Origin of the sequence: Geojedonia litorea (assembly GCF_042654525.1) — a bacterium.
GTDB classification, from domain to species: domain Bacteria; phylum Bacteroidota; class Bacteroidia; order Flavobacteriales; family Flavobacteriaceae; genus Geojedonia; species Geojedonia litorea.
In genome coordinates this window covers 326,143-348,947 of sequence record NZ_JBHSGP010000004.1, presented here as the reverse complement: position 1 = coordinate 348,947, position 22,805 = coordinate 326,143, and the positions used below count along the sequence as shown (strand labels likewise).

22 protein-coding genes are annotated in these 22,805 nt (G+C 34.4%); 16 read left to right on the top strand and 6 right to left on the bottom strand.

The features are described 5' to 3' along the window. Window positions 1-123: 123 nt before the first annotated feature. Window positions 124-645 (bottom strand): DUF2306 domain-containing protein, encoded by a 522-nt coding sequence (locus ACFO5O_RS01710; protein WP_387960324.1) that lies wholly within the window; start codon window positions 643-645, stop codon window positions 124-126. Window positions 646-936: 291 nt separating this feature from the next. Continuing rightward, window positions 937-1,623, bottom strand: a complete 687-nt coding sequence (locus tag ACFO5O_RS01705; RefSeq protein WP_387960322.1) for a TonB-dependent receptor plug domain-containing protein — start codon at window positions 1,621-1,623, stop codon at window positions 937-939. A 601-nt stretch (window positions 1,624-2,224) separates the two neighbouring features. Between ACFO5O_RS01705 and ACFO5O_RS01700 the strand changes: the two genes are divergently transcribed. The 7 genes from ACFO5O_RS01700 to ACFO5O_RS01670 all read left to right on the top strand — a co-directional run bounded on the left by ACFO5O_RS01700 (window position 2,225) and on the right by ACFO5O_RS01670 (window position 8,604). Further along, entirely contained in the window at window positions 2,225-2,587 is a 363-nt protein-coding gene (locus ACFO5O_RS01700; protein ID WP_387960320.1) for a hypothetical protein, read from the top strand. Window positions 2,588-2,614: 27 nt separating this feature from the next. Then, window positions 2,615-3,010, top strand: a complete 396-nt coding sequence (locus ACFO5O_RS01695; protein WP_387960318.1) for a VOC family protein — start codon at window positions 2,615-2,617, stop codon at window positions 3,008-3,010. 163 nt (window positions 3,011-3,173) lie between these two features. Then, complete coding sequence (locus tag ACFO5O_RS01690; RefSeq protein WP_387960316.1) at window positions 3,174-3,674, top strand: hypothetical protein; 501 nt, start codon at window positions 3,174-3,176, stop codon at window positions 3,672-3,674. Between the two features lie 72 nt (window positions 3,675-3,746). Continuing rightward, window positions 3,747-4,211 carry a nuclear transport factor 2 family protein gene (locus ACFO5O_RS01685; protein ID WP_387960314.1) on the top strand — a complete coding sequence of 155 codons (465 nt, stop codon included), beginning with the start codon at window positions 3,747-3,749 and terminating at the stop codon, window positions 4,209-4,211. Window positions 4,212-4,310: 99 nt separating this feature from the next. Beyond that, window positions 4,311-4,751 (top strand): SRPBCC domain-containing protein, encoded by a 441-nt coding sequence (locus tag ACFO5O_RS01680; RefSeq protein WP_387960311.1) that lies wholly within the window; start codon window positions 4,311-4,313, stop codon window positions 4,749-4,751. A gap of 26 nt (window positions 4,752-4,777) precedes the next feature. Continuing rightward, a complete protein-coding gene (locus ACFO5O_RS01675) occupies window positions 4,778-5,143 on the top strand; it encodes a DUF2200 domain-containing protein (RefSeq protein ID WP_387960309.1) in 366 nt (121 codons plus the stop codon). Window positions 5,144-5,340: 197 nt separating this feature from the next. Then, entirely contained in the window at window positions 5,341-8,604 is a 3,264-nt protein-coding gene (locus tag ACFO5O_RS01670) for a S41 family peptidase (RefSeq protein ID WP_387960307.1), read from the top strand. 178 nt (window positions 8,605-8,782) lie between these two features. Here the strand turns inward: ACFO5O_RS01670 and ACFO5O_RS01665 are convergent, their stop codons facing one another. From ACFO5O_RS01665 to ACFO5O_RS01655, 3 genes are all read right to left on the bottom strand, one after another. Next, a complete protein-coding gene (locus ACFO5O_RS01665) occupies window positions 8,783-9,958 on the bottom strand; it encodes a hypothetical protein (RefSeq protein WP_387960305.1) in 1,176 nt (391 codons plus the stop codon). Window positions 9,959-10,062: 104 nt separating this feature from the next. Beyond that, on the bottom strand, window positions 10,063-10,647 hold the full coding sequence (locus tag ACFO5O_RS01660) for a c-type cytochrome (RefSeq protein WP_387960303.1): 585 nt from the start codon (window positions 10,645-10,647) through the stop codon (window positions 10,063-10,065). A 208-nt stretch (window positions 10,648-10,855) separates the two neighbouring features. Then, complete coding sequence (locus ACFO5O_RS01655) at window positions 10,856-11,392, bottom strand: Crp/Fnr family transcriptional regulator (RefSeq protein ID WP_387960301.1); 537 nt, start codon at window positions 11,390-11,392, stop codon at window positions 10,856-10,858. 276 nt (window positions 11,393-11,668) lie between these two features. Here ACFO5O_RS01655 and ACFO5O_RS01650 point away from each other — a divergent pair, with 276 nt between their 5' ends. The 6 genes from ACFO5O_RS01650 (at window position 11,669) to ACFO5O_RS01625 (ending at window position 16,343) form a co-directional block, all read left to right on the top strand. Then, window positions 11,669-12,124 carry an ester cyclase gene (locus tag ACFO5O_RS01650; protein WP_387960299.1) on the top strand — a complete coding sequence of 152 codons (456 nt, stop codon included), beginning with the start codon at window positions 11,669-11,671 and terminating at the stop codon, window positions 12,122-12,124. Window positions 12,125-12,223: 99 nt separating this feature from the next. Then, on the top strand, window positions 12,224-12,457 hold the full coding sequence (locus ACFO5O_RS01645; RefSeq protein WP_387960297.1) for an antibiotic biosynthesis monooxygenase: 234 nt from the start codon (window positions 12,224-12,226) through the stop codon (window positions 12,455-12,457). A 45-nt stretch (window positions 12,458-12,502) separates the two neighbouring features. Continuing rightward, window positions 12,503-14,014, top strand: coding sequence for an agmatine deiminase family protein (locus ACFO5O_RS01640; protein WP_387960295.1), 1,512 nt, complete (start codon window positions 12,503-12,505; stop codon window positions 14,012-14,014). Between the two features lie 228 nt (window positions 14,015-14,242). After that, window positions 14,243-14,824, top strand: coding sequence for an ester cyclase (locus ACFO5O_RS01635; RefSeq protein ID WP_387960293.1), 582 nt, complete (start codon window positions 14,243-14,245; stop codon window positions 14,822-14,824). Window positions 14,825-14,837: 13 nt separating this feature from the next. Continuing rightward, on the top strand, window positions 14,838-15,626 hold the full coding sequence (locus ACFO5O_RS01630) for a CPBP family intramembrane glutamic endopeptidase (RefSeq protein WP_387960291.1): 789 nt from the start codon (window positions 14,838-14,840) through the stop codon (window positions 15,624-15,626). Between the two features lie 180 nt (window positions 15,627-15,806). Then, window positions 15,807-16,343, top strand: a complete 537-nt coding sequence (locus ACFO5O_RS01625) for an acyl-CoA thioesterase (RefSeq protein WP_387960289.1) — start codon at window positions 15,807-15,809, stop codon at window positions 16,341-16,343. Window positions 16,344-16,352: 9 nt separating this feature from the next. Here ACFO5O_RS01625 and ACFO5O_RS01620 read toward each other — a convergent pair whose 3' ends face one another. After that, the gene (locus ACFO5O_RS01620) at window positions 16,353-18,503 is read right to left on the bottom strand and encodes a TonB-dependent receptor (RefSeq protein ID WP_387960287.1); all 2,151 of its coding nucleotides are present in this window, start codon (window positions 18,501-18,503) and stop codon (window positions 16,353-16,355) included. 367 nt (window positions 18,504-18,870) lie between these two features. On the opposite strand from ACFO5O_RS01620, the gene ACFO5O_RS01615 reads away from it, so the two are divergent. The 3 genes from ACFO5O_RS01615 to ACFO5O_RS01605 all read left to right on the top strand — a co-directional run bounded on the left by ACFO5O_RS01615 (window position 18,871) and on the right by ACFO5O_RS01605 (window position 22,804). Further along, window positions 18,871-20,673, top strand: coding sequence for a hypothetical protein (locus ACFO5O_RS01615; protein ID WP_387960285.1), 1,803 nt, complete (start codon window positions 18,871-18,873; stop codon window positions 20,671-20,673). A gap of 1 nt (window position 20,674) precedes the next feature. Then, on the top strand, window positions 20,675-21,994 hold the full coding sequence (locus tag ACFO5O_RS01610; RefSeq protein WP_387960283.1) for a toxin-antitoxin system YwqK family antitoxin: 1,320 nt from the start codon (window positions 20,675-20,677) through the stop codon (window positions 21,992-21,994). A 315-nt stretch (window positions 21,995-22,309) separates the two neighbouring features. Then, window positions 22,310-22,804: an RNA polymerase sigma factor gene (locus ACFO5O_RS01605; RefSeq protein WP_387960281.1), complete on the top strand. Its 495-nt coding sequence runs from the start codon at window positions 22,310-22,312 to the stop codon at window positions 22,802-22,804. Window position 22,805 lies beyond the last annotated feature (1 nt).

Here is a 22,805-nt window from a genome sequence, read left to right as displayed (position 1 = left end):
TTCTTACGAATTTTGCTACGCACAGTTCGCTCCGCTCGTGTCTCGCAAGCAAATCGAAGATTCAATGCGGCTAAATACGTTGTACTTCATTTTTTGAATCACCCTTAGACGAAAGAGCGTTGTTCAAGCCAAGAGTTTTTTTCTCTGAATACTAATTTCTGCGAAAAGCAAAGGGAATGCCCAACAAAACCAACTAGCAGCTTCAAGACGTTCAAAAAGAGTTCCTATCTCAAAAACACTAGTTATGCCCACAAAAACACGAAAAAAAACAAAGCCCATGGTCACAATATAACTTCGAGTCATCCATTCTCGATGTAATAGAACTTTTTGCTTTCGTATGGCTAAAACAGCCATTCCGGTGGTCAGCAACCAAGCGATTCCTAAACCTCCTAATCCTAGACCAAAAACCCAAGAGATGTCAGTTGTAAAAGCGAGATAAAAGGAAGCTATACTTGAAATTCCGATGGCAATAAGGTAAATCTTTCCTAATCTTTTATGTGAAATGAATTTACCTTTCCAGCCTAACCAGAATTGCACAGGCCCCACCAATAATGCAATCATACCTATACTGACATGAGTAAATATCCAAAACTCTCGACCTAGAAAACGTTCCATACTGGAAGGATCCCACAGGACGTATGGCATTGCAAAAGTTATTATAAAGACAAGGCTTAATACAAGTGCCAATACTAACAGTGATTTCTTACCCAAAGGGATTCTAGTCGTTGGAGTTGAATTCATGTTAGGATCATTAAATTAAAGCTAATATAGAGATTCTAAATCACTCTACCTATGGTGTTTACGCAATTAGAGGAATAGCAAGAAATGCATAACAATGCGTATAATTAATTGCTTTGGCTTGTGTGTACTGGGAAAATCTTATGCTTTAGCCATTTAAATATACTCAAAGACATATTCAAATACTACTATTCTTCATTAGTTATCCCTCCCTTTTTTTGTGGTAATTAGAACTACACCATTAGCACCTCTTACACCATATATTGATGCAGATCCTCCTTTCAAGATATCTATACTTTCAACATCCGAAGGTGGCAACGCGGATAATTGTGACATATTTGATTCCATACCATCTATAAGTATTAAAGCATGGTTTGAACCGTGTAATGAACCTTCGCCACGAATTGTTATCCCACCACCTGAATAGGTTATTGAAGGTGAAATATTAACAATAGCGTCTATAATATTCGAATACTTTGAGAATCCGTATTTGTCATCATTTTTAAGACTTGTAATAGCATAGGATTTATCTTTCTCGTTAATGTGTCCATATCCCATAGCTACATCAATACTTTTTTTGCCAGGTTTAAATATCAGATTTATTTTTATTTCTTTTGTTTTTTCATCGATTTTGACTTTTTGTGAAGAAAAACCTTTGGCGCTAATTTTGATTTTATCGTTGACTAAACAACTTACTTTAAAATTCCCAACGGAATCGGTCAATACCGTTACTTTACTGCTTAACACTTTAACTTCAGCCTTAACTATCGCAATATTTTCTAAAGTTGTAACAGTTCCTGTTACAGTTCTTTCTTGAGCATATAAAATACTACTAAAAAAAATTATATAGACAAGTAACAACGGACTAGTAAATAAATTTTTCATGCTTTTTTTTCAGGTATATAAATATACACTTTATATATAATTAATATGGTTTACTTGAAAACTTTCGGCGAATTTGAACTGATAAAATTAGTTTTAAAATTGGATAACGAAATCATAACCATTCAATCGGGTTATAGACTTGTTAAATATAAATAAGGATTTCTAAATTTGATAGATGCCTGGATTAATGCATTCTTTTAGTCGGTTTACAGTTTAAGATGATGCTTTATAAATTGTGATAATGGTATTTTAACATCAACGAAATTGATGATTTCTATGATATAAGAAAAATAACAGATTGTTAAAACTTTACTTATACCAACACCAGCTATATTTGCTTCGCCAGTTCGCTTCACTTGTGTCATTGTGGGTTTTGGCGGCTGTTTAAGTAAAACTTTGTATATTAATACGGTTTCAGATTCTTACTCCGAAAAAACTCCGATTTTTCTCCTCAACGAAATCGAAGATTCGACGAAGTCAGATGATAGCCAAGTTGAAGATAGAGCGGCACTAAACCGTTGGCCTTTATTATAACAACCATTAAGATTCCCGATTTTTAGGGAAATTGAAAATGAGAAAATTCGAAATCATATTAAGAATAATGATCGCTATAGTAATAGGCGAATTGCTATTGGTATTGGGCACCACTTTAGTACAAGAACTAATTTTTTCTGGAATTGGATGGGGTAATTCAAGCAAATTTGAGCTTTTAGCTATTGGATTAGGCTCATTTTTAGCAGCAGTAGCCTCTGGAGCAGTAGCATTTCTTATTGTAAAACAAGCAACTGGGGTTCCAAATATGATTCTAAGCATTTTGGTAATTTTAGAAACCGTATGGCTGATAAAATCTGGTAGTTCTGAAGAACCAATTTGGTTTTCTGGGTTAGCAGGTGCACTATTAATTCTTGGAATTTGGGTTGGTAGAATACTTGTTGCTAAATTGAGAATACCCTCTAAAACTTAACTATTCACAACTACATAATAAACAACTATGAAAGTAACACTAATTAGCATTCCTGTACGAGACCAAGAAAAAGCTTTAAAATTTTATACAGAAAAGTTGGGCTTTTTAAAGAAGAAAGACTTACCATTAGGAGGTGGAAATAGATGGTTAACCCTAGTGTCACCAGAGTGGCAAGATGGACCAGAAATATTACTAGAACCGGGACCTAATCATTTCGAACCCTGTAAAGTTTATCAAGACGCATTGTTAAAAGCAGGATATCCTTACACGCAATTTGATACTGATAATGTTGATGCAGATTATAAACGATTAATGGATTTAGATGTAGAATTCAGCATGAAACCAACTGTAATGGAAACCGTAAAAGTTGCCGTTTTTAATGACACCTGTGGAAATAATATTCAACTTATAGAACACTTGTAAAACCACTAATGCCAATACCGGTTATAATCCATTGCTAACAACCAACCAAAACCAAAAATCAGTATATTTAACTTGGCGTAATTCCTACTCCGAAAATCCTCGGGCGAAAGCACGCAACAAAGCATATATAAACACGTTATTAAAAGATTTTAAAAAAAATTCTATGACTAGCAGAATTTTAAATAGACTTATACTTCTTGTCATTCTTATGGCGACAAACATAAGTATAGGGCAAAATTCAGAAATACTTCTCAAAACAGATTTTGATGGAAACGTGGTCGAAGGCTCAATCCAAAACTTAATCGATAACATTAGAGCGGGTGAGAAAATTAGGGTTGGTTGGAATCTAGATTTCGACAACGATGGAAAAGTGGATTTAGAACATTGGATTGACGCCAATTTTTTGAGTATCTTAAATGGGCATGTATTCAACCAAATAGAGCCCATTTATGCTCAAGGTCCAAATATAGAATTGCCTCAAATCCAAATTAGAAACTCAAACCTCATGTGGACAGCAATAGTTGGAACTAATGGAAAACTGATCAGTCGTTTTATAAAGCCGGATTTGGTAAATATAACCGATGAAAATCAAAAAAAACAAATGGAACTGATGACTCAAATTAATGAAGAATTAGTAGAAACAATTTGGTCAAAATTAAAGTAAGCAAATATAAAGTACTTACAACAACAGTTGGCAATAATTTAAAAAATTGCCTATAGAACTAAAAATGATTTTATGAAACCAACCAAACTCAGCCACTCTGCATTTTTTGCTTTACTCGTATTATTCTCTTTATTAAGTTGTAAACACGAAATTGTAGACCAATCTTCAGCAGAACAAGAATTAAGACAAATGGAGAAACTTCAGATTCGAGGGATTCTTGAACAAGATTCCACCATTATCAGAAAACTATTAGCCAATGATTTAATTGTCAATGCTCCAACAAATACCGTATTTGATTTAAATGTGGTTATGGATGCTTTCAAACAAGGTTATATTAATTACTCATCCTATGAACAAAAGATTGATGAAATTAAAATTATTGAAAACATAGGCATAGTAATGGGTTTAGAAATAGTGACACCAACAGGTTTAACTGGTAATGTAGGCAATACTGAAAAACGACGATTTACAGATATTTGGATGTATAAAAACAATCAGTGGCAAATGATTGCCCGACAAGCAACAAATATTCTATAGAATGATTTAGAATAAATAAAACTTTGTATATTAATACAGCTACAGATTCCTACTTATAGATGGATTTAATTAAAACCTGTAATATATAAGAACTTTAATATGAAACTAGAATCTAATGCCTCGATACAAATTCAAAAACCAGTAGCAGTTGTTTTTGAAGGCATTGTCAATCCGGCGAACATGACCCAGTATTTTATTTCGGAAAGTACGGGACGATTGGAGACGGGAAAAGAGGTGATTTGGAAATTTCCTGAATTTGATGAGAAGTTTCCCATCACCGAAATCGATATAAAAACCAATCGTTCAATTTCATACGTATGGGATCCAGACACTGTTGTCACCATTACTTTAGAACAATTACCAGACCAAAGCACTGTAGTTAGAGTGAATGAAAAGGGAAAAGAATTTAATGAAGCTAACCTGAAATGGGCATTAGAGAATTCGGGAGGATGGGCAAATTTCCTTGCTTGTATGAAAGCTTATTTAGAGTATGGTATACAACTTCGAAAAGGAGCCTTTGACTTTATGCGGAACAACTAAAACAACAACCTAAAATTAGTATCAAAATGAATACTACACCAGAACATGACGCACGAATTGCAAAAATGACCTTTGCTTCTGTATATCCCCATTATGTAACTAAGGTTGAAAAGAAGGGTCGAACCAAGGACGAATTACATGAAGTCATTGCATGGCTTACAGGATTTGATGCGCTCAAATTACAACAACTCATTGACGACAAAGTAACGTTTGAAGCTTTTTTTGCTGAGGCCAACTTAAACCCGAATGCACATCTTATTAAAGGTGTTATATGTGGCTATAGAATAGAAGATATTGAAACGCCATTAACCAAACAAACGAGGTATCTAGACAAGTTGATTGATGAATTGGCAAAAGGCAGGAAGATGGAAAAGATTTTGCGTAGCACCTAGTGGCACTAAAAAAGATGAACACTGTAGTGTTGAATATAAATTGCTGAACAGGTGTATTTTGATTCAATTTCTTTCACTAACTTACTCACATTCAACATTACTATGTAAGTTGCACTAATCACTATTAAACCATTGAAATGCTGTGAAGTGTCACAGCCCATATAAAGTTCAAACACCAACCACTAAATTTGAGTATCATGAAAGTATTACAATTACTTATCTCCCCACTAATTTATGTTTTGTTTTCCATAAGTTTACCTGCACAAGACAACGCATTATGGTTACGTTACCCAGCAATTTCGCCAGATGGCCAATCCATTTTATTTAACTATCAAGGTGATATCTATAAGGTAGATGCCACCGGAGGAAAAGCGATTCCTTTAACCTTAAGTGAAAGCTATGAATATGCTCCAGTTTGGAGCCATGATGGCACACAAATCGCCTTTGCATCTAATCGCTATGGTAATTTTGATGTTTTCACAATGCCTGCCACAGGTGGAGAAGCGAAACGGCTTACGTTTCATTCTAATAATGAAATACCCAGTGATTTTAGTAGAGATAATAGCCATATTATTTTTTCGGCACTACGGCAAGATTTAGCCACTAATGTCCAATTTCCAACAGGGGTTATGGCCGAACTATATGCAGTTCCAGTATCAGGTGGAAGAGTAAATTTAGTGCTCTCTACCCCATCACATGACGCTAAGTATAGTCCAGATGGAACCAAGCTGATTTTTCACGATAGAAAGGGCTATGAAAACGATTGGAGAAAGCATCATGTTTCTTCAGTTACCAGAGATATTTGGGTGTACGACTTAACTAGTGCTAAATACACTCAATTAAGTAAGGCTTCAGCTGAAAATAGGAATCCTGTTTTTGACACTAACAATGATGATTTTTATTATCTCACAGAAGAAAGTGGGTCTTTCAATATTCATAAAAGCTCTTTAAGCAACCCAAGTACAAATACCGCTATTACCACTCTGCAAAATCACCCGGTCCGATTCTTAACAAAAGCCGAAACTGGTGAATTATGTTTTAATTATCATGGAGCAATTTACACTTTACGGCCAGGAGAACTACCTAAAAAAGTTAATATCACAATTGGTTTTGACGGCCGCCAAACTTTAGATAAAGTCGTTAAAGTTAATGGCGATTTTACAGAAGCAAGTCTTTCGCCAAATGGAAAAGAATTTGTATATGTATTTCGAGGTGAAGTTTTTGCAAGTAGTATTGAGCATGGGACCACTAAAAGGATAACGAATACCCCTTGGCAAGAACGAAGTGTGAGCTTTAGTCCAGACGGAAAATCAATTCTCTATGCTGCCGAGGTCAACGACAGCTGGAATCTTTATAAAACATCAATTACTAAAAAAGATGAGAGCTATTTCTTTAATGCCACAGTTTTAAAAGAAGAAACTCTGTTGGCGACTGCTGCAGAGGAATTTCAACCCGCCTTTTCACCAAATGGAAAAGAGGTGGCTTACTTTGAAAACCGAACAACCTTAAAAGTGCTCAATTTAGCCTCTAAACAAACTCGCACTATTCTTTCTGGAGCGCACAATTACTCTTATGCCGATGGGGATATGTGGTATCAATGGTCGCCCGACAGTCATTGGTTTTTAGTAAATTTTGGACCCAAAGAACGCATGTTTTGGCCAGAGGTAGGTTTAATTGAAGCCTCTGGTTCTGGTACCTTAAGAAACTTAACCCAGAGCGGTTATGAAGATTACGCACCTAAATGGAATATGGATGGTAAAATGATGACTTGGATATCTACACGTCAGGGCAAGAAAACTGAAAATGGAAATTCAGCAGAAGGAGATGTGTTTGGATTGTTTTTTAGTCAAGAAGCTTATGACCAATATAACTTGTCAAAAGAAGATTATGAATTATTGAAGGAAAAGGAAGAAAGTGAAAAGAAAGATGACAAACAAGATAGTGATGACAACAAAACCAATAAAAAGTCTGTAAAGGAAAGCGTTGATAAGGATGAAATTAAACCGTTAGTGTTCGATTGGGAAAATCTTACAGACCGCAAAGAAAAGTTAACTGTACACAGTTCTAGAGCATCTGACCATATTTTATCAAAGGAAGGAGATAAGTTATACTATCTTACTAGATTTGAAGGGAAAGACAACCTTTGGATGACCGACCTTAGAAGCAAAGACACTAAACAATTTGCGTCCATCAATGCAAATAGAACCAGGATGGAACTGTCTAAAGATGGCGACTTTATTCTAGTATTAGCCGATGGTAAAGCCTTAAAGGTAGATACAAAAGAAGGAAAAGTGAAACCAATAAATACCAACGGTGAAATGATTTTAAAAATGGCCGATGAGCGTGCTTACATTTTTGAACATGCCTGGAGACAAGTTCGCGAAAAATTTTATGTTGAGGACCTTCAAGGTGTAGATTGGGATTTTTACAAGGCTGCATATCAAGGTTTTCTTCCTTCAATTAATAATAACTTTGACTTTACTGAAATGCTCAGCGAAATGCTTGGCGAACTCAATGCTTCACACACAGGAAGTGGTTTTAGATATGAGGCAGAGAATGGTGACGCAACAGCATCATTAGGATTGTTATATGATTATTCGCATACCACTAATGGATTAAAAGTTGCCGAAGTTCTTAAAGGTGGCCCTTTAAACAAAGCAGCCTCAAAAGTGAAAGCGGGTCATATCATCGAAAAAATTAATGGGGAAGACTTAAGCACTGCTATAGACTTTTATCAGTTACTCAATAGAAGCGCAAATGAAAATATGCGTATATCGGTCTATGACCCAAACACAAAATTGAGATGGGAAGAAATTGTTAAACCAATTTCTTTAGGTGCCGAGAATCAACTTTTATATGAGCGATGGGTAGATACACGTCGTCAAGAAACACTCAAGCTCTCAAATGGCAAACTTGGCTATGTTCACGTTAGAGGTATGAATGATGCAAGTATGCGTACGGTCATTGAAGATGCTTTAGGAAAACATATCTCTGCAGATGCCTTAATTGTTGATACACGTTTTAATGGTGGAGGCAATCTACATGATGTTCTCTCAGATTTTTTAACAGGTAAAAAATATATTGATGTCATTCCTCATGGTCAAGTTATTGCTCATCAACCCATGAATCGTTGGATAAAACCATCTATAGTTCTAATGGGTGAAAGTAACTATTCAGACGCTCATTTGTTTCCAGTGGCTTACAAAATAAAAAACGGAGGAAAAACTTTAGGTATGCCGGTACCCGGAACGGGAACATTTGTCTGGTGGGAAACCCAAATTGACCCTAGTATTTATTTTGGTATTCCTATGGGTGGCTGGCGACCTCTGGGTGAACCTTTTCTTGAAAATAATCAACTAGAACCGGATATCCGAGTATTAAATGAACCAGAGAAAATAATATTTGGTAGAGACCAACAGTTGGAGGAGGCCGTTAAATATTTGCTTAGAAACAATAATTAAATTTTTAAACATCTTTTATCAGACCTGATTTAATATGTAGTATACATGAATTCAAATAATAGTTTAAAAAAATAGGCTTGATTTTGGGTTATAGCATATGACTATTCTTTAGTAAAATAGAAAAAGCGACGTAGAAACATCGCTTTTTCTATAAAATTTTAGTTATGGTATTTAAGATTTACTTCTCTTGCAACACCCTCTGATAATGCTGCTCATGTCCAGAGGCTATAGATGTTTCACTAAAACTTAATCTGGCCAATTCTTCAATGGTAGTTGCAATTCCAAGCTCCAATTGTGCCAATGACATTTCGGTATTGGTTCCATTGTAAAGTGCGTTCATGGACCCATTAATTCGATATTGATTTTTGTCTAAATACGAGTAGTACTCAGAAATAGCATTATTGATTACAACTCCTAATTGCTTAAACTCGCTTCTAGCTAATTCAAGTTCCATAGCTGCCCTCTGTTTATGTTTTTCGGCATAGTTACGTCGTAGCACTTTGGTTTTATATGGATCTGGAATAAGACCCTCTCCCATTTCAACCAACGGGATATTTTGATACTCAAGTTCAAAATTAGCATCTAAATCGTTATGATTTCCTTTGGAGATTCTTAAACTGTTTAGTTTAGAACCGAAGGTTTCTAATGCGCGTGCCATTTTTTCGGTACAACTATTAATGAAAGTATTCACATCGATGACGTTCTTTGCTGTTCTAGCTTGCTCCATTTGCTGTTCAAAATCGGTATTAGAAATAGTGTTATCCATAGTGGTCGTTTTCCCCTTAACCAACGCTGCTTTTTGTGCTTCACTTAGCGAATTATACTTCGCTGTCATTTGCTTTGCATAGGCTGGATCACTCATCATACGCTTCATTTCAGCCTCTGAAAATGGACTAAATGTCATTGAAGACATTTGATTGGCAACGGCATTTTTAGCGGCTATTTCACGTTGGTCTTCAGTCATACTTTTTATCTTTTCAATTCCGCCCATACTTTGAATGATTTCATTTTGATTTATTAAATTCATTTGGTCTTGGTATATCCCATCAGTCCCTTTTTCATCTAAATACGCTTGGTGCTTGGCGTTAAAAACGGCTTGCATATCACTTTGATACGTGATCATTTTATTTTTAAATACTTCATATTGCTTATCGAGAGCCGAACCGCTTTGACAATAGATATCACCATTACATTTATACTTGAAGGCTGTCTCTGGTGTGTCTTGAAAACTAGGTACTGCTTTTAATAAACTCAATAAATTGGTTGTTCCTAACGGTGAATTATTTGAATTTTGAGCCATAGTGCATTGTGAACTTAGCACTAGTATGATTAAATATTTGACTATATTTTGCATGATTTCGATTTTTAATTGATGAATTATTGTATACTTAAAATAGATTGCTCCTATTCATTTTTAACACATTAAAAGTCAAATTAATTTATTACTTCAAAATGTTATTAACTTCTTGGAGCTATTGCCGATGGAACTAAATTTTCGATTGGTTTAATGCTTTTTAAATAGGCAAAAATGGCTTTTATTTCATTATCTGGCATTTGCGAAAATGAGGTCCATGGCATTGGAGGTAATAAAGACCTACTTCCGTCTAAGCCCTTGTACTTCCCTTCTTTCATAGCTTTCAAGAATTGTGCTTCAGACCAAGTTCCAATACCCGTGATGTCTGGGGTTAAATTTGCAGCAAAGGAGGTTCCCCAAGGGCCCACTGCGGCCGTACTATTCATATTAAATAGAACAAATGATTTTGTGATTTCTGGATCATAAACCGGTATGGCCTCATTTTGATTATGACCAGACAATAATCTATTTGGGTCATGAATTGGGCCTTGCTCGGTCATAATCTTTGGTGTATGACAATCATTACAACCAATAACATTCACCAGATAATTTCCGCGTTTAATAAGCTCTTCGGTGTTCATTTGTTCTACATACTCACCGTTTACTTCATTAATTTCACTGGCGTCTTTACATCCCATAATTAGGAGCCCTGTAAAGAAAATTGCCGATTTTAAAATTTTTGTTTTCATGTAATACTATTTTTTTTAGATGTTAATCAAGTTGCAAATTTCAAAAAGAATTGCGACCTAAAAATTGATTGAAATCAATAGAATACTGAAGAGCAAAAATGTTACAGAGAATCTTAACTTTTTATAAAAAAAAGTGTCCCTTCTATCCTATTAATGACATTTGGATTTGAATATAAATGTGTGGAATGCTTGTATTTAATAAGAAGTATTAAGATTTCTTTATTCTCGAAAAGGTCTCAGGGGTCATTCTTAGGTAAGAAGCAATATATTTTGAAGGTATTTCTTGAAACAGTAACGGACTTCGTTTTAACACTCTATTATAGCGCTCAATTGGAGATGTGATTAAAAGATCACGCTCGCGTTCAAGCTGTTGTATAAGTACCTGTTCCAATAATTCATTCCAGTTCCTTTGCAAAGCTGGAGAACTCTCTAACAGCTCAAGCAAGGCCTTTTTTGGTATCACTTTTACTAGAGATCCTTTTAAAGCCTGTATATAGTATTCAGTTGGTTGTTCAGAAATGAAACTCTCTAGGTCTGCTATTAAATTGTTTTTATACCCGAAACGAATTGTGTGCTCTTCATTTTCATCGATAACAAGAATTCGCAAACTACCTTTAACTACAAAATAAAGATTAGTATCTAAGCCCCCTGAAACTTTGAGATAGTCATTTTTTTTTAGCCTTAACATTTTAGTCCAAGATTCTTGCTCAAAAATCTGTTCTAATAAAACTTGTATTTGTTTCATTGTAAAAGTATTTTAAGGTGAAACTAAAATACTATTTTAATACCAAGTTGGATTAAAATTAGTGCCTTTAAGTTAATCAATATAATAATAACCGTTATAAGGAAATATTAGATATTAAACAATACTTCTTGGTGATGATACGTTTATCCAAAAAATAAATGATATACATCATGTTTTAATGATGTATCTTGTTATTAGATACTCGAAACAACTAAATCAGAGTAGGCTAAATAGCTAATAATATCACACAAATTTTAATGACAAAACACTTAAAACATGAATCAAAAATTAACTAATTCACTCATTCGAACACCAGAGGCTCTAGTCACAGAATTTTTTGACCGAGTTTGGCATCATCCACATGAATTGGATGCAATAGACGAACTTATGACAGAAGATTATGTTATTACAACAGCTGGCAAAGAAATTAAGGGAAGAAACGCATTTAAAAAGTGGGTTGGCGAATTTCACCAACAACTTCTTGAAGCAACTACTGAAAGTGTTGATATATTCTTCAACGAAAGGAAAGATAAAGTGGTTTCAAGGTGGGTGTGTTCAGGTAAAAATAATGGATTATTCGGGCTTGACCCAGATCACCGTTTTATTTCCTTTAGCGGAATTGCAATATGGAGCGTTAGAGACAATCGACTCTCTGAATGTTGGGCTGAACGAAGCGCATATGAACTGTATCAAAATCTGATTTCGGGTAAAAAAGAAAACGATTTTGTATAATAATTAAAGTATTTTTTAAACTAACATTAAATAAAAATGATTGCTAGAATCTGGGAAGGTAAAACCAAAATAGAACATTAAGAAGCCTATACTAAGTTTATGATCCATTGTGTACAACCTGATTACAAAAAAACAGAAGGATTTGTAAACCATATGTTTCTAAAACGTTCAGACAACATATTTGCCTATTTTAAACTCATAACCTTTTGGGAGAATTTAGAAGCTATAAAAAACTTTGCAGGAGAAGATTTTGAAAAAGCAAAATACTATGATGAAGACAAAAACTATTTGATCGAATTTCCTGAAAAGGTGACTCATTTTGAAGTATTTTAGACCCCTTCTAAAACGGTTTGTTTTCAAACTTAATAAATTTAATAAATGAAAAAAGTCAATTTAATTTATCTATATATTCAAATTACAGTAATTTTTTTTTCTTGCTCTAAGAATTATAAAGGAAATACAGATAAAAATGATGTCAATTATTATTCACAAGAAAACTATAATAGAACCGCAGCCGAATGGGAACCCGCTTTAGGAGCGCTAGTGGTTTGGCCATTAAGCATTCCGTATAAACTTGTTATTGAACTCGCAAAAGACGAGCATCTTTTCACTGTTGTTGAGAGTGAAGACGCTCGTAAAGAAGCAGAACATTGGTTTTCCCAGTGGCAAATAGATCTAAATCGTGTAACTTTTATTTACGCCCAACAAGGAGAAGATTCGTGGTGGACAAGAGATTGGGGGCCTAGTGCTATTTTTACACCTAATCATACCTTTAAGCTAGGAGACGGAAAGTATATATATTCAACACCCATTACAAACTTAACATGTAATGATTCTTTACAATTTATCTATTTTGATAAAAACAATAAGATTGAATTAACTCAAGTTGATGATGATGCAACTATAGCAGTAGGCAAACAGTTAGGTTTTGAGCTTTTAGATTTGCCCTTTAACAATACTGGCGGCAATGTGCTTAATGATGGTTTAGGAACGGCCTTTTCAACATGCGTAATCTATGCAGAAAATAAATTTCATGGTCTAGATGAAAATGAATTTTTACGCCTCAACGATTCATTATTAGGATTTAAACGTTACAATATTATTTCTAATTTTGAAAAACGAGGAATTCAACATATTGATTGCTTATTAAAACTAATTGATGAAGAAACTATTTTAGTGGCAGAACCTCCAAGTGATCACGAACTTCATAAAGTTTATAACGATATCGTTCATCAAGAGCTTTCCAAATTAAAGACAGCTTATAACAGACCATATAAAATTTTAAGAATTAAAACTGCTAGATACAACAGAAACCAATTAGCGGCCTATACAAACTCACTAATATTAAATAATACGGTTTATGTTCCATTATTTAATATTGATCAAGATAGCGTAGCCATTAAGACCTGGGCAAATGTTATGCCTGGTTATAAAATTAAAGGATTTAAGTTTTTGATAGACGAAGAACCTTTGGTTAGTGACAAATTAAAAAGTCATTATGTAAATTATGGATGGAATTCAGGAGACGCCTTACACTGTAGAACAAGAGCTATTTGGAATCCAGAAATGCTTTTCATTAGTATAAAGAAAATTGAACCCGAAGTTAAATCCAATCAAGATCTTATCCTCTTTGCATCAATCATTGATTATAGTAAAAAAGGGTTGATAAAAAGTGAAGCTAAACTTTTCTGGAGATTAGTCGGTGAAGACAGATGGAATACTGAACCACTTAATCAAACGGAAAATGAAAATCATTTCTTTGCTCAAATTCCAAATCAAAAGTCAGGTGCTATAGTTGAATATTATATTACTGCTGCTTCAATATCTGGCAATAGAGAATCAAGACCAAGTACTGCACCATTAGGAGCTTATAAGTTTACCATAAAATAATAAAATTTAAGCTAAATATATAAATCCAGAGCCCCTCTTATTGTTAAGATAGGACTTGTGATTCTATTGCACCTTTCTTTCAAAATTATGAGAATCCTAACACTTTATCTAGACAATTAACTTTCATAAACCTATTTGAATTTTTAGTCTTAATAATGCAACTTTTCTCTTAAAAAGTGAAACAAATTGATTTTTGGATCGTCTATATCCGAAAAAATACGTTTACACATGAAAACTTGTACCCCTAAAGGCAACAGATTGGCAACACTTGCAATAGTATCTATTCTCCTTGTATCCTGCCAATCTAAACCAAATATTAACGATCAAAATTTAACTCAATACCCAAATATTATGAATGCAAATAAAAATGTCGTTAAACAATACGTTGAGCACTTTAATACAGGAAACCTTGAAGGTTTAAGAAGTGTTTTTTCTAAAGATGCACTAGTTTATGGTGTATTAGGATGGGGGAAAGTGGATGAAGTGATGCCTATTTGGAAAGCTCTTGTGGAAGGCCTAGCCATAGAATTAACCATTGAAGACATGGTTGCCGAAGGCGATATTGTGGCCGTACGATATACCGAGCGCGGCACTTCCAAAGCTCCTTTCTTTGATAAACCTGCTACTGGTAAATCCTATGAACTCGTCGCCATGGAATGGTTTAAAATCAAGGATGGTAAAATTGAACGGCGTTGGGGCGCACGTGACGCGACTACACAATCTAAACAATTAGGATGGGATATCCCAGCCTCTAAAGCAGATGTTAAGTTAAGTCATCTCACTAAACATTCGTTTATAGTCACCCATTAAATACAGTATTTTTATGAAGACATCTTTAAAAATCACCTTAATCACCTTATGCACCTTTGGCTTTTACTTTATTTTGGACGAGCTCTATTTTAAAGTGCTACGGAAATGGTTTATTGAACTTACCAATCATTTTGGATTAAGTCATACCATCACTTATTTAATTTCTGGAATTCCTATATTTTTGGGAACCTATCTTATTAATCGTAAAACATCGATAATTGAAAGTTTAGGCCTGCGAGGTTCATTTATAAAAGGCCTGCTATTTTCATTTATATGCACCTTACCAATATTTATAGGGTTTAGTCTCGTTTTTGAGATGAATCATGAACTCTCTATGCATACACTATTGGTCACTGTGGTCTCTGCTGGGCTTTTTGAAGAACTTTATTTTAGAGGGTTTTTATTTGGACAGCTGTTTAAGTATACTCGACTTGGGTTTATACCTTCGGTTTTTTTAGGTGCTCTCTTTTTTGGATTAATTCATTTATATCAAAGTACTGACCTAACTGAACTCATTCTAATCTTTTTAATTACTTTTTTAGGTGGTATTTTGTTTGCTTGGGCTTATGCTGAATGGCATTTTAATATTTGGATACCAGTGTTTTTACATCTATTAATGAACTTTGCCTGGGAATTGTTTAGTGTTAGCGATACTGCCATTGGAGATAAATATTCAAACATTTTTCGTTTTATAAGTATAGGTCTCATCATTGCTTTAACAATCCTATATAAAAGGTCTCGCGGCATGACCTTAGCCATTAGTAAAAAAACCCTATGGATAAAACCTAAAGCGAATAATTGATAGGTTTAGCGTCAAGCTAAAACTTCTCCCTTAAACCCTTCCTAACTTGATAAGTTTGACCTTTTACCATAGTTAGGCCGTAAAATTCATCTAGGTAAATGAAGCGAAACTTCAAAAATACTCGTATCTTATTCATCTTCTTATTAATACATTTTAACTTACTGCGCTAAATTTCAATAGATGATCTATTATTGGTTGCATTTTATTTACATTTTTATTGGCGCTAAACTGTTTTGGAAACCTGTTGACATCACCTCTGATCTCACTAGAACTAGACGCGTCAACCTATTAGACTGTGAATCCTTGCGCTACATGGCCAACTCAAAGTATTTCTATTATATGGATTTAATACGCTACGAAGTGGTTTTTAGGTCGAAAATGTATGATGAAACTGTAAAAAAAGGCATGTTTGGAGTCTTGGCTTCACAAAAGATTATTTATAAAAAACCTTTAAAGCTATGGTCTAAATTCAAAATCACCTTGGTTTTAGATGGTTGGGATGACAAATGGGTGTATCATCGGCAAATTTTTGAGCAAAACAACCAGGTTTGCGCTATTGGGTTTACAAAAGCAGGATTTTGGAAACATAAAAAAGCGCAAAGCATGATAGAGATCTTAAGAAAGTGCGGCATTAGCTCTTCACCTAAAGCGCCTTCTACAGAAGTATTAGACCTGTTTGATAAGGATTATGACCTTTTGAAAGCTCCTAATGGTTAATCGCTATGTTTACAAATTATTCAATTGGTTGTCCTTACCATCCTCGCTAATGGTCCAAAAGAAGCCTACAAAAAAGAACTGATCAGCTGCTGGTAGTAAAGCTCGTCTAGCAAAATTACCGTTGTTATCCGGAGTATTGGTAAACTGATAGCCGTTGATATTTTTAAAGCCCAGTACATTATTTACCGAAACATAAAGTATTTTTTGTTGACTTATTAAATAAGCCCAATTGAGGCTAATACTGTTATACGATTTGGTTTTGTCACTTAAAAACGAACTGCTATTTGGATTGTTGTAGGGTCGTCCAGAGGCAAAGGAATAACTAAAACCTACCTGGCTTTTCCAAGCTTCAATCCAATATTTTCCCACTGCCGAAAAGTTATGGGTATTGGCAAAACTTGGTGTTGCTTGTTGCGGAAAATTTTGATAATCCCTTTTTGTATCCAAATACGAATAACTTAACCAGTAATCGGTATTTTTAATACTCTTATTGTCTCTCCAAAACAGGTCTAAACCTTGTGCATACCCCTTACCAGTATTAGAATACTCGCTATCAAAACCAGCAACGGAGGTATCATATTTCAATAAATCATCATAGACTTTTCTATAGGCTTCAACCCTAAAAATGCGATTATCCTTTACAAATTGGTAATTGAGTATATAATGGGCGGTTTGTTGTGTTTTAATAGATGGGTCAAATTTTAAATAAGCATTAGATGCATTTTGATAAAAATTCCCATAAGCGACTGATAATTGTGCGTTTGGTGACGTTTTGTAAGCAATAGAAGCCCTTGGCGCCAATTTAAATTCGTTTGATAAAGTATAGTGATCGCCACGCAATCCTATTTTCATAGCAAATGATTTATTGAAAATAAGATCGGTTTCGGCAAACACGGCAGTATTGTGGTTGGTGAATCCATAGCTGGCTTCAACCGACTCGTCTTTGTAAGTCTCTTCAAAATCGGTTATAAAGTGTTCAGCACCAAAATTTAATTTAAATCGGCTACTAAACCGCTTTTTCAATTTCAGTTTTAAATGACCTGAATGCTCATGATCATTAATTTTAGGAACATCGAGCCTTAATTTTGTGGATGCAAGGGTATAACTCAAACCTGTTTCTATGGACCAAGCCTTATTTAAGAGGCCTTGATAGGTTGTATTGGTATAAAAATTTGAATTATTGAGTTTTACATAAAACCCTTCAGGCTTGTTAATGTCTTCTTGAGTAAGTTCAAATGAAGCTGCATCAAATGCTGCATAGCTTTTTAGCCATCCCGAGGCAAATTTTTGTCTAAAAACAGCCTCGCCTTGGGCTGCCCGATAGGGTTTGTTCCAGTCGTTTCGATCTGGAAATGAGGCTATATACGGTGCTAAATTAATATAAGTGGCATTCACACTTAATGAGGTTTTGTCCCATTTTTTGGTATGACCTAAACCTCCACCTACACTCATTATACCAATATCGGTTTTTTCCTGATCGGGTTCGTCGATGGTATTTAACAACAAGACACTTGACAAGGCATTTCCATATTCAGCAGAGTAACCTCCGGTTGAAAAGGTAATTCCATCAAATAAAAATGGTGAATAACGACCGCGCGTAGGTGTATTGTTGGTCGTTGGTGTGTATGGTGTAAATACGCGTATCCCATCAATAAATATTTGTGTTTCATCAGCATCTCCTCCCCTTACAAATAAGCGTCCATCTTCTGCAACGGTTGTAGTACCTGGCAATGTTTGCAATGCGCCAACAAAATCACCTAAAGCACTAGCTGTAGTGACTACGTCGAGAGGCTTTAATACCGATACCTTGCTATTATCACTCGCTTCAAATGTGCCTGCGGAGATAACTACAGTATCTAAAGCATCTACATTTTCACGAAGTTTTATTTCTAAATTACTTAAAGTAGAAACATCGCCCGATATTTTTTTAGTTTCGTAGGACAAATATGAAACCACTAACACTTGATTTCCAACTTCACTCGTTGTAAAAATGTATTCGCCTTTGTCATTACTCGTGGCACCATCATAGGTGCCTTCTAAATACACATTGGCACCCATTATGGGTTGCAAATTGGTATCAAGCACTTTTCCTTTAAGGGTGGTTTGTGCGTGTATGGCTGCCGAGAAGAATACGATTAAAAGTGAAATTTTAGTACTCATGATTAGTTATTTTAAATGTTCGTTTTGAATTGATTAGGACAAATATGAAGCACTAGATAGCATTTTTAAATTCTTAATAACCGAATTGTAAAATAGCTATGATGAACTGTAGATTGAACAAAAAAAGACAGTTGTACTCATCCGTTTTGGAAGTGAAAATCACTAAGTACTTAATATTATAAACGAACTTAAGGACCTTGTTTAAGCCCTATAAATGTGCCCTTTAAATCCATTTAAAATTTATTTTTTAAATTTATAGTGATCTAAAGTGTAGTATTTTTAACACAAAAACTGAATTTACTAAATTCTTTAAATCTCAACTAATAGTTAAGAACCCTAAAATCTAAATAGATTTATTAATCTAACCATGAGGATATTTTTAATTTTTATTTTATTACTATTTTATAATTTCAGTGCCTTATCGCAAGCAGACCGTAGCCAAACTTATAACACTACAGTACCTATTTTACCTGGCGATGGAAATGGTTTTGTAGGCACAGTCACGATGGTTTATGCCTTTGGCAATTGCTTTGGTGATACTGTCATGGCTTATGGTTATAAAGATCTACAATTAAAAGAAGTGAAATATAAAGGCCAAACCTATACGCCCTCCGCTCTAGGCTTGGACAACTTTAATGACCCTAAGCTTTACACCTCTCTAACCAGAGTAGACTTAAGTTGTTCATTTAATCATATTACCTTTAACCAAAAAACGCTCACCTATATTTTAGATGATTATGACCTTGGTTGTTTTGGTCAAACTGTTACTATTGCATCAGGGAATCCAGAATACAACAAAAATTTAGGAGCACTTGGCGCTAATTTTGATAAGGCTCGTTTTGGAATGAGTATCACTTTGGCCGACAAAATCGAAGCTCTTTTAAAAAAGGACAGAGAAGCAAAGGAGTATCGTGACATCATGGTACAAGTAGGCAACACAACAGATTTAAAAGAAAAACTTCGTTTACTTAAAAGAGCGAAAAAACTTGCCTCTACCACGTTTGATAAACTTGCAGTAGATAATAGTATCAAGCAAACTGAAGACGCTATTGAGAATACAAAACAAGAAGCAAAAAACAGTAGTAAAAAATCATCAAGCTCAAGTGGACTAGTTTTAACTAGTACGAGTAGTAAATCAAAAAGTACAACAAAAGTTCCAAGTAAAGTAAGTACTGTGTCTTCTCAAAGCAACTCAACATCCTATTCAAATTCACAGTACAACGCACCCAGTTATAATATACAGCAGTCTATGTATACTAATAATAAACTATATAATAATAGCTTTAATGAAATAGACAAGGCGTTCTCTCAACTTTCTGATGCAATCGGGTCAATTATGGAACGTAAACGCAAAGAGCGAGAAGCCAGAGAGCGAAGTAGACTACTTAAAGAACAACGTATAAAACAAGAAGCCCAAAGAAAAAATAATTTCTATAGAAGAGCTGATAAATCTATCAAGGAAATAAAAGAGATTGTCAATAAACGAAAACAATTCTTTATAGCTAATAATGCGCCTACCTACACCATAGATGGCAGTGCTTTTGAGCCTATTTACATTATCTATGCCTACACCCAGAAAGGTTATGCCAATTATAGTGATTATGCTTCCTATCCTGACATATGGAACATAGGACTCAAAAAAGAACATGCTACTGTCTATTATTCACCAGTGATGGCCATATTTCCATTTTCCAATGGTACTTATCCTTATTTTGATGATATTAAACGAAACATTTTAAATAATCATCTTACTATAGACCCTAATCAATATGATATTGTTTTTTTAGATGCTCAACCTTCAGTAGATAAGATTATAAAAAGTTTAAAGGAAAGTATGAGCAATGCTATTTACAATCATGCGTTTTCATCGGCAGTACCTTCTAAAGAAGAGAATATTAAGTTTTTAAATGATAAAATTATTGCGGCAACTTCGTCAAACTATTGGGGAGCGTCTAACACTGTTAAAGGTAAAAAAGAGCGTATTGATTACTTTGGCTCAAGCAACACCAAAAAGAAAACCATAGATTATTTTAAACCCAAAGACACTACAACAACCAAGACTCAACAGGAATATTTTAAAGCAAGTCAACCCAAATCAAAAGCAAAAAAAGACTATTGGGTCAAACCCAACACAAAACAAGACTCTACTAAATCAAAAAATAATATATAATATGAAATCTTTAGTTATTGCACTAGTATTCTGTTTTACAATTTCAGGATATGCGCAGAATTTCACTTTAGCAAAGGCCTACTATAAAAAAGCCCAACAGGAATACAGTAATAAAAGTTACAAAAAGGTTTTTGAGTTACTAGACAAAACAAAAGAAAATTTAGGCGGTGAAACCAATCCCGACATTATTTACTTAGAGGCCATGAGTCATTACAGGAAAGATACCAACGTAAATAAGGCCAAAATGCTATTTAATGAGTTTATGGTTCAGGCAGACCCTAATGATAGTAGAATTGACGAAATCTCAAGCCATATAGTAGATATAGAAACAGGTGATATGGTTAATGAACATGGCTATTTTGTAGATCGAACCGGGCGCAGTGGTGACATGAAATTATTTTACGATTCTGGTGAACTCGAATGGCATTTTGAAATTGTAAATGGTAAAGGACATGGCTTTATCCGCGGTTATGATAAAGAAGGAAACCTAATTAAAAAAGGCACTTATGTTAATGGCCAGCTAGAAGGGGATTATTTTTGGTATCGAAAAGATGGTAGCATTTGGAAAACTGAAACATATAAAAATGGCAAAAGAAATGGTATCCAGAAAACCGAATACAATTCCACCATGTATTTTGAAAGTATGTACGTAAACGATCAAATGCATGGTGAGTCAAAGCGGTATAATGGCAAAGGCGGGCGCCTCACAACTATTTCGACCTACAAATGGGGTAAAAATGATGGTCCATATACCACTTATTACAAAGACAATAAAATAGCCGCAAAAGGCACCTTCAAACCTTATTATATAGATGGTAAATCTGTATCAAAACTAAACGGACCCTACACAGAATATTATCCTAATGGTAAAGTAAAAGCGTTTAAAAACTACGAAAAAGACAAACTAAAAGGCCGTCAAAAATACTATTGGGAAAACGGCAATTTAAAGCGTTGGGAACATGTAAATACAGACGGCACTTATTATGGAGAAAGAGCTTGGTATTTCGAGTCTAATGGAAAATGGAATGTAAACATTCAATACGAAAACGGTAAAGCTTATGAACTTCTTGAAGAAAGAGATGTCAATGGTAAAAAACTAAGGCTTAGTAAACTCAAAAAGGGTAATGGGCTTATTAAACGCGTAAACGACAAAGGCATTGTTATATATATGGTAAAATATAAAGATGGCGAAAAATATGGAGATGAATATACATTTTATGATGATGGTAGCGTAAAAAGTGTGACTACATATGGTAGCGGAAAGCCCGTTTCAAAACTTTATAAAGAAAATGAACATTTTTTTGATCATAAAAATTTTTAAGTTGACAACCAATTATAACCTCATTCACTAACAGAATGGTGTAAGCCCTATAGCTTATATTTATTTCATAGCCTTCTAAAAACTTCAAACTTTAATAAATTACTGCAATTCACATTCGCAACAAGCTAAAGTAGGCAAGCCTTATTTTTTATGGCATGTGGTCATTATTCACCATAAGATTAATATATTTAGTCCTTTATTTCAAATAGGTTTTGCATGGGTTTTATATTTGTTTTTGTAGAATTGAAAAGTCTAAATCATAAGTGTAACAAATAAACTTTAAATGCTACTTATAGCGTAACTAACTATCCAGATTTGAACAAAGAACTAGAACATAGTTTTGTAGAATTGCTTGAAAAGCACCAAAACATTGTACATAAGGTTTGTAGGCTTTATACCAACAACCAAGATGCGCACAATGATCTGTTTCAAGAAATCACTATTCAACTATGGAAAGCCTATCCAAAGTTTAGGGGCGATTCTAAATTTAGTACCTGGATGTATCGTGTTGGCCTAAATACCGCCATAACACTTTACAGAAAGTCTAAACGAAGAATCACCACCCAAGAATTTGATGCGGTACAATTTAGAATAAAGTCGGAAGTCTATGACGATACCGAAGAGCAGCAATTAAAACAGCTATATAACGCTGTATATCAATTAAATGATATTGAAAAAGCCTTGGTGTTTTTGTATTTAGAAGATAAAAATTACAGTGAAATAAGTGAAACTCTTGGTATTACTGAAGTCAATGCACGCGTAAAGATGAACAGAGTGAAGACAAAATTAAAAACAATATTAAATCCGTAAG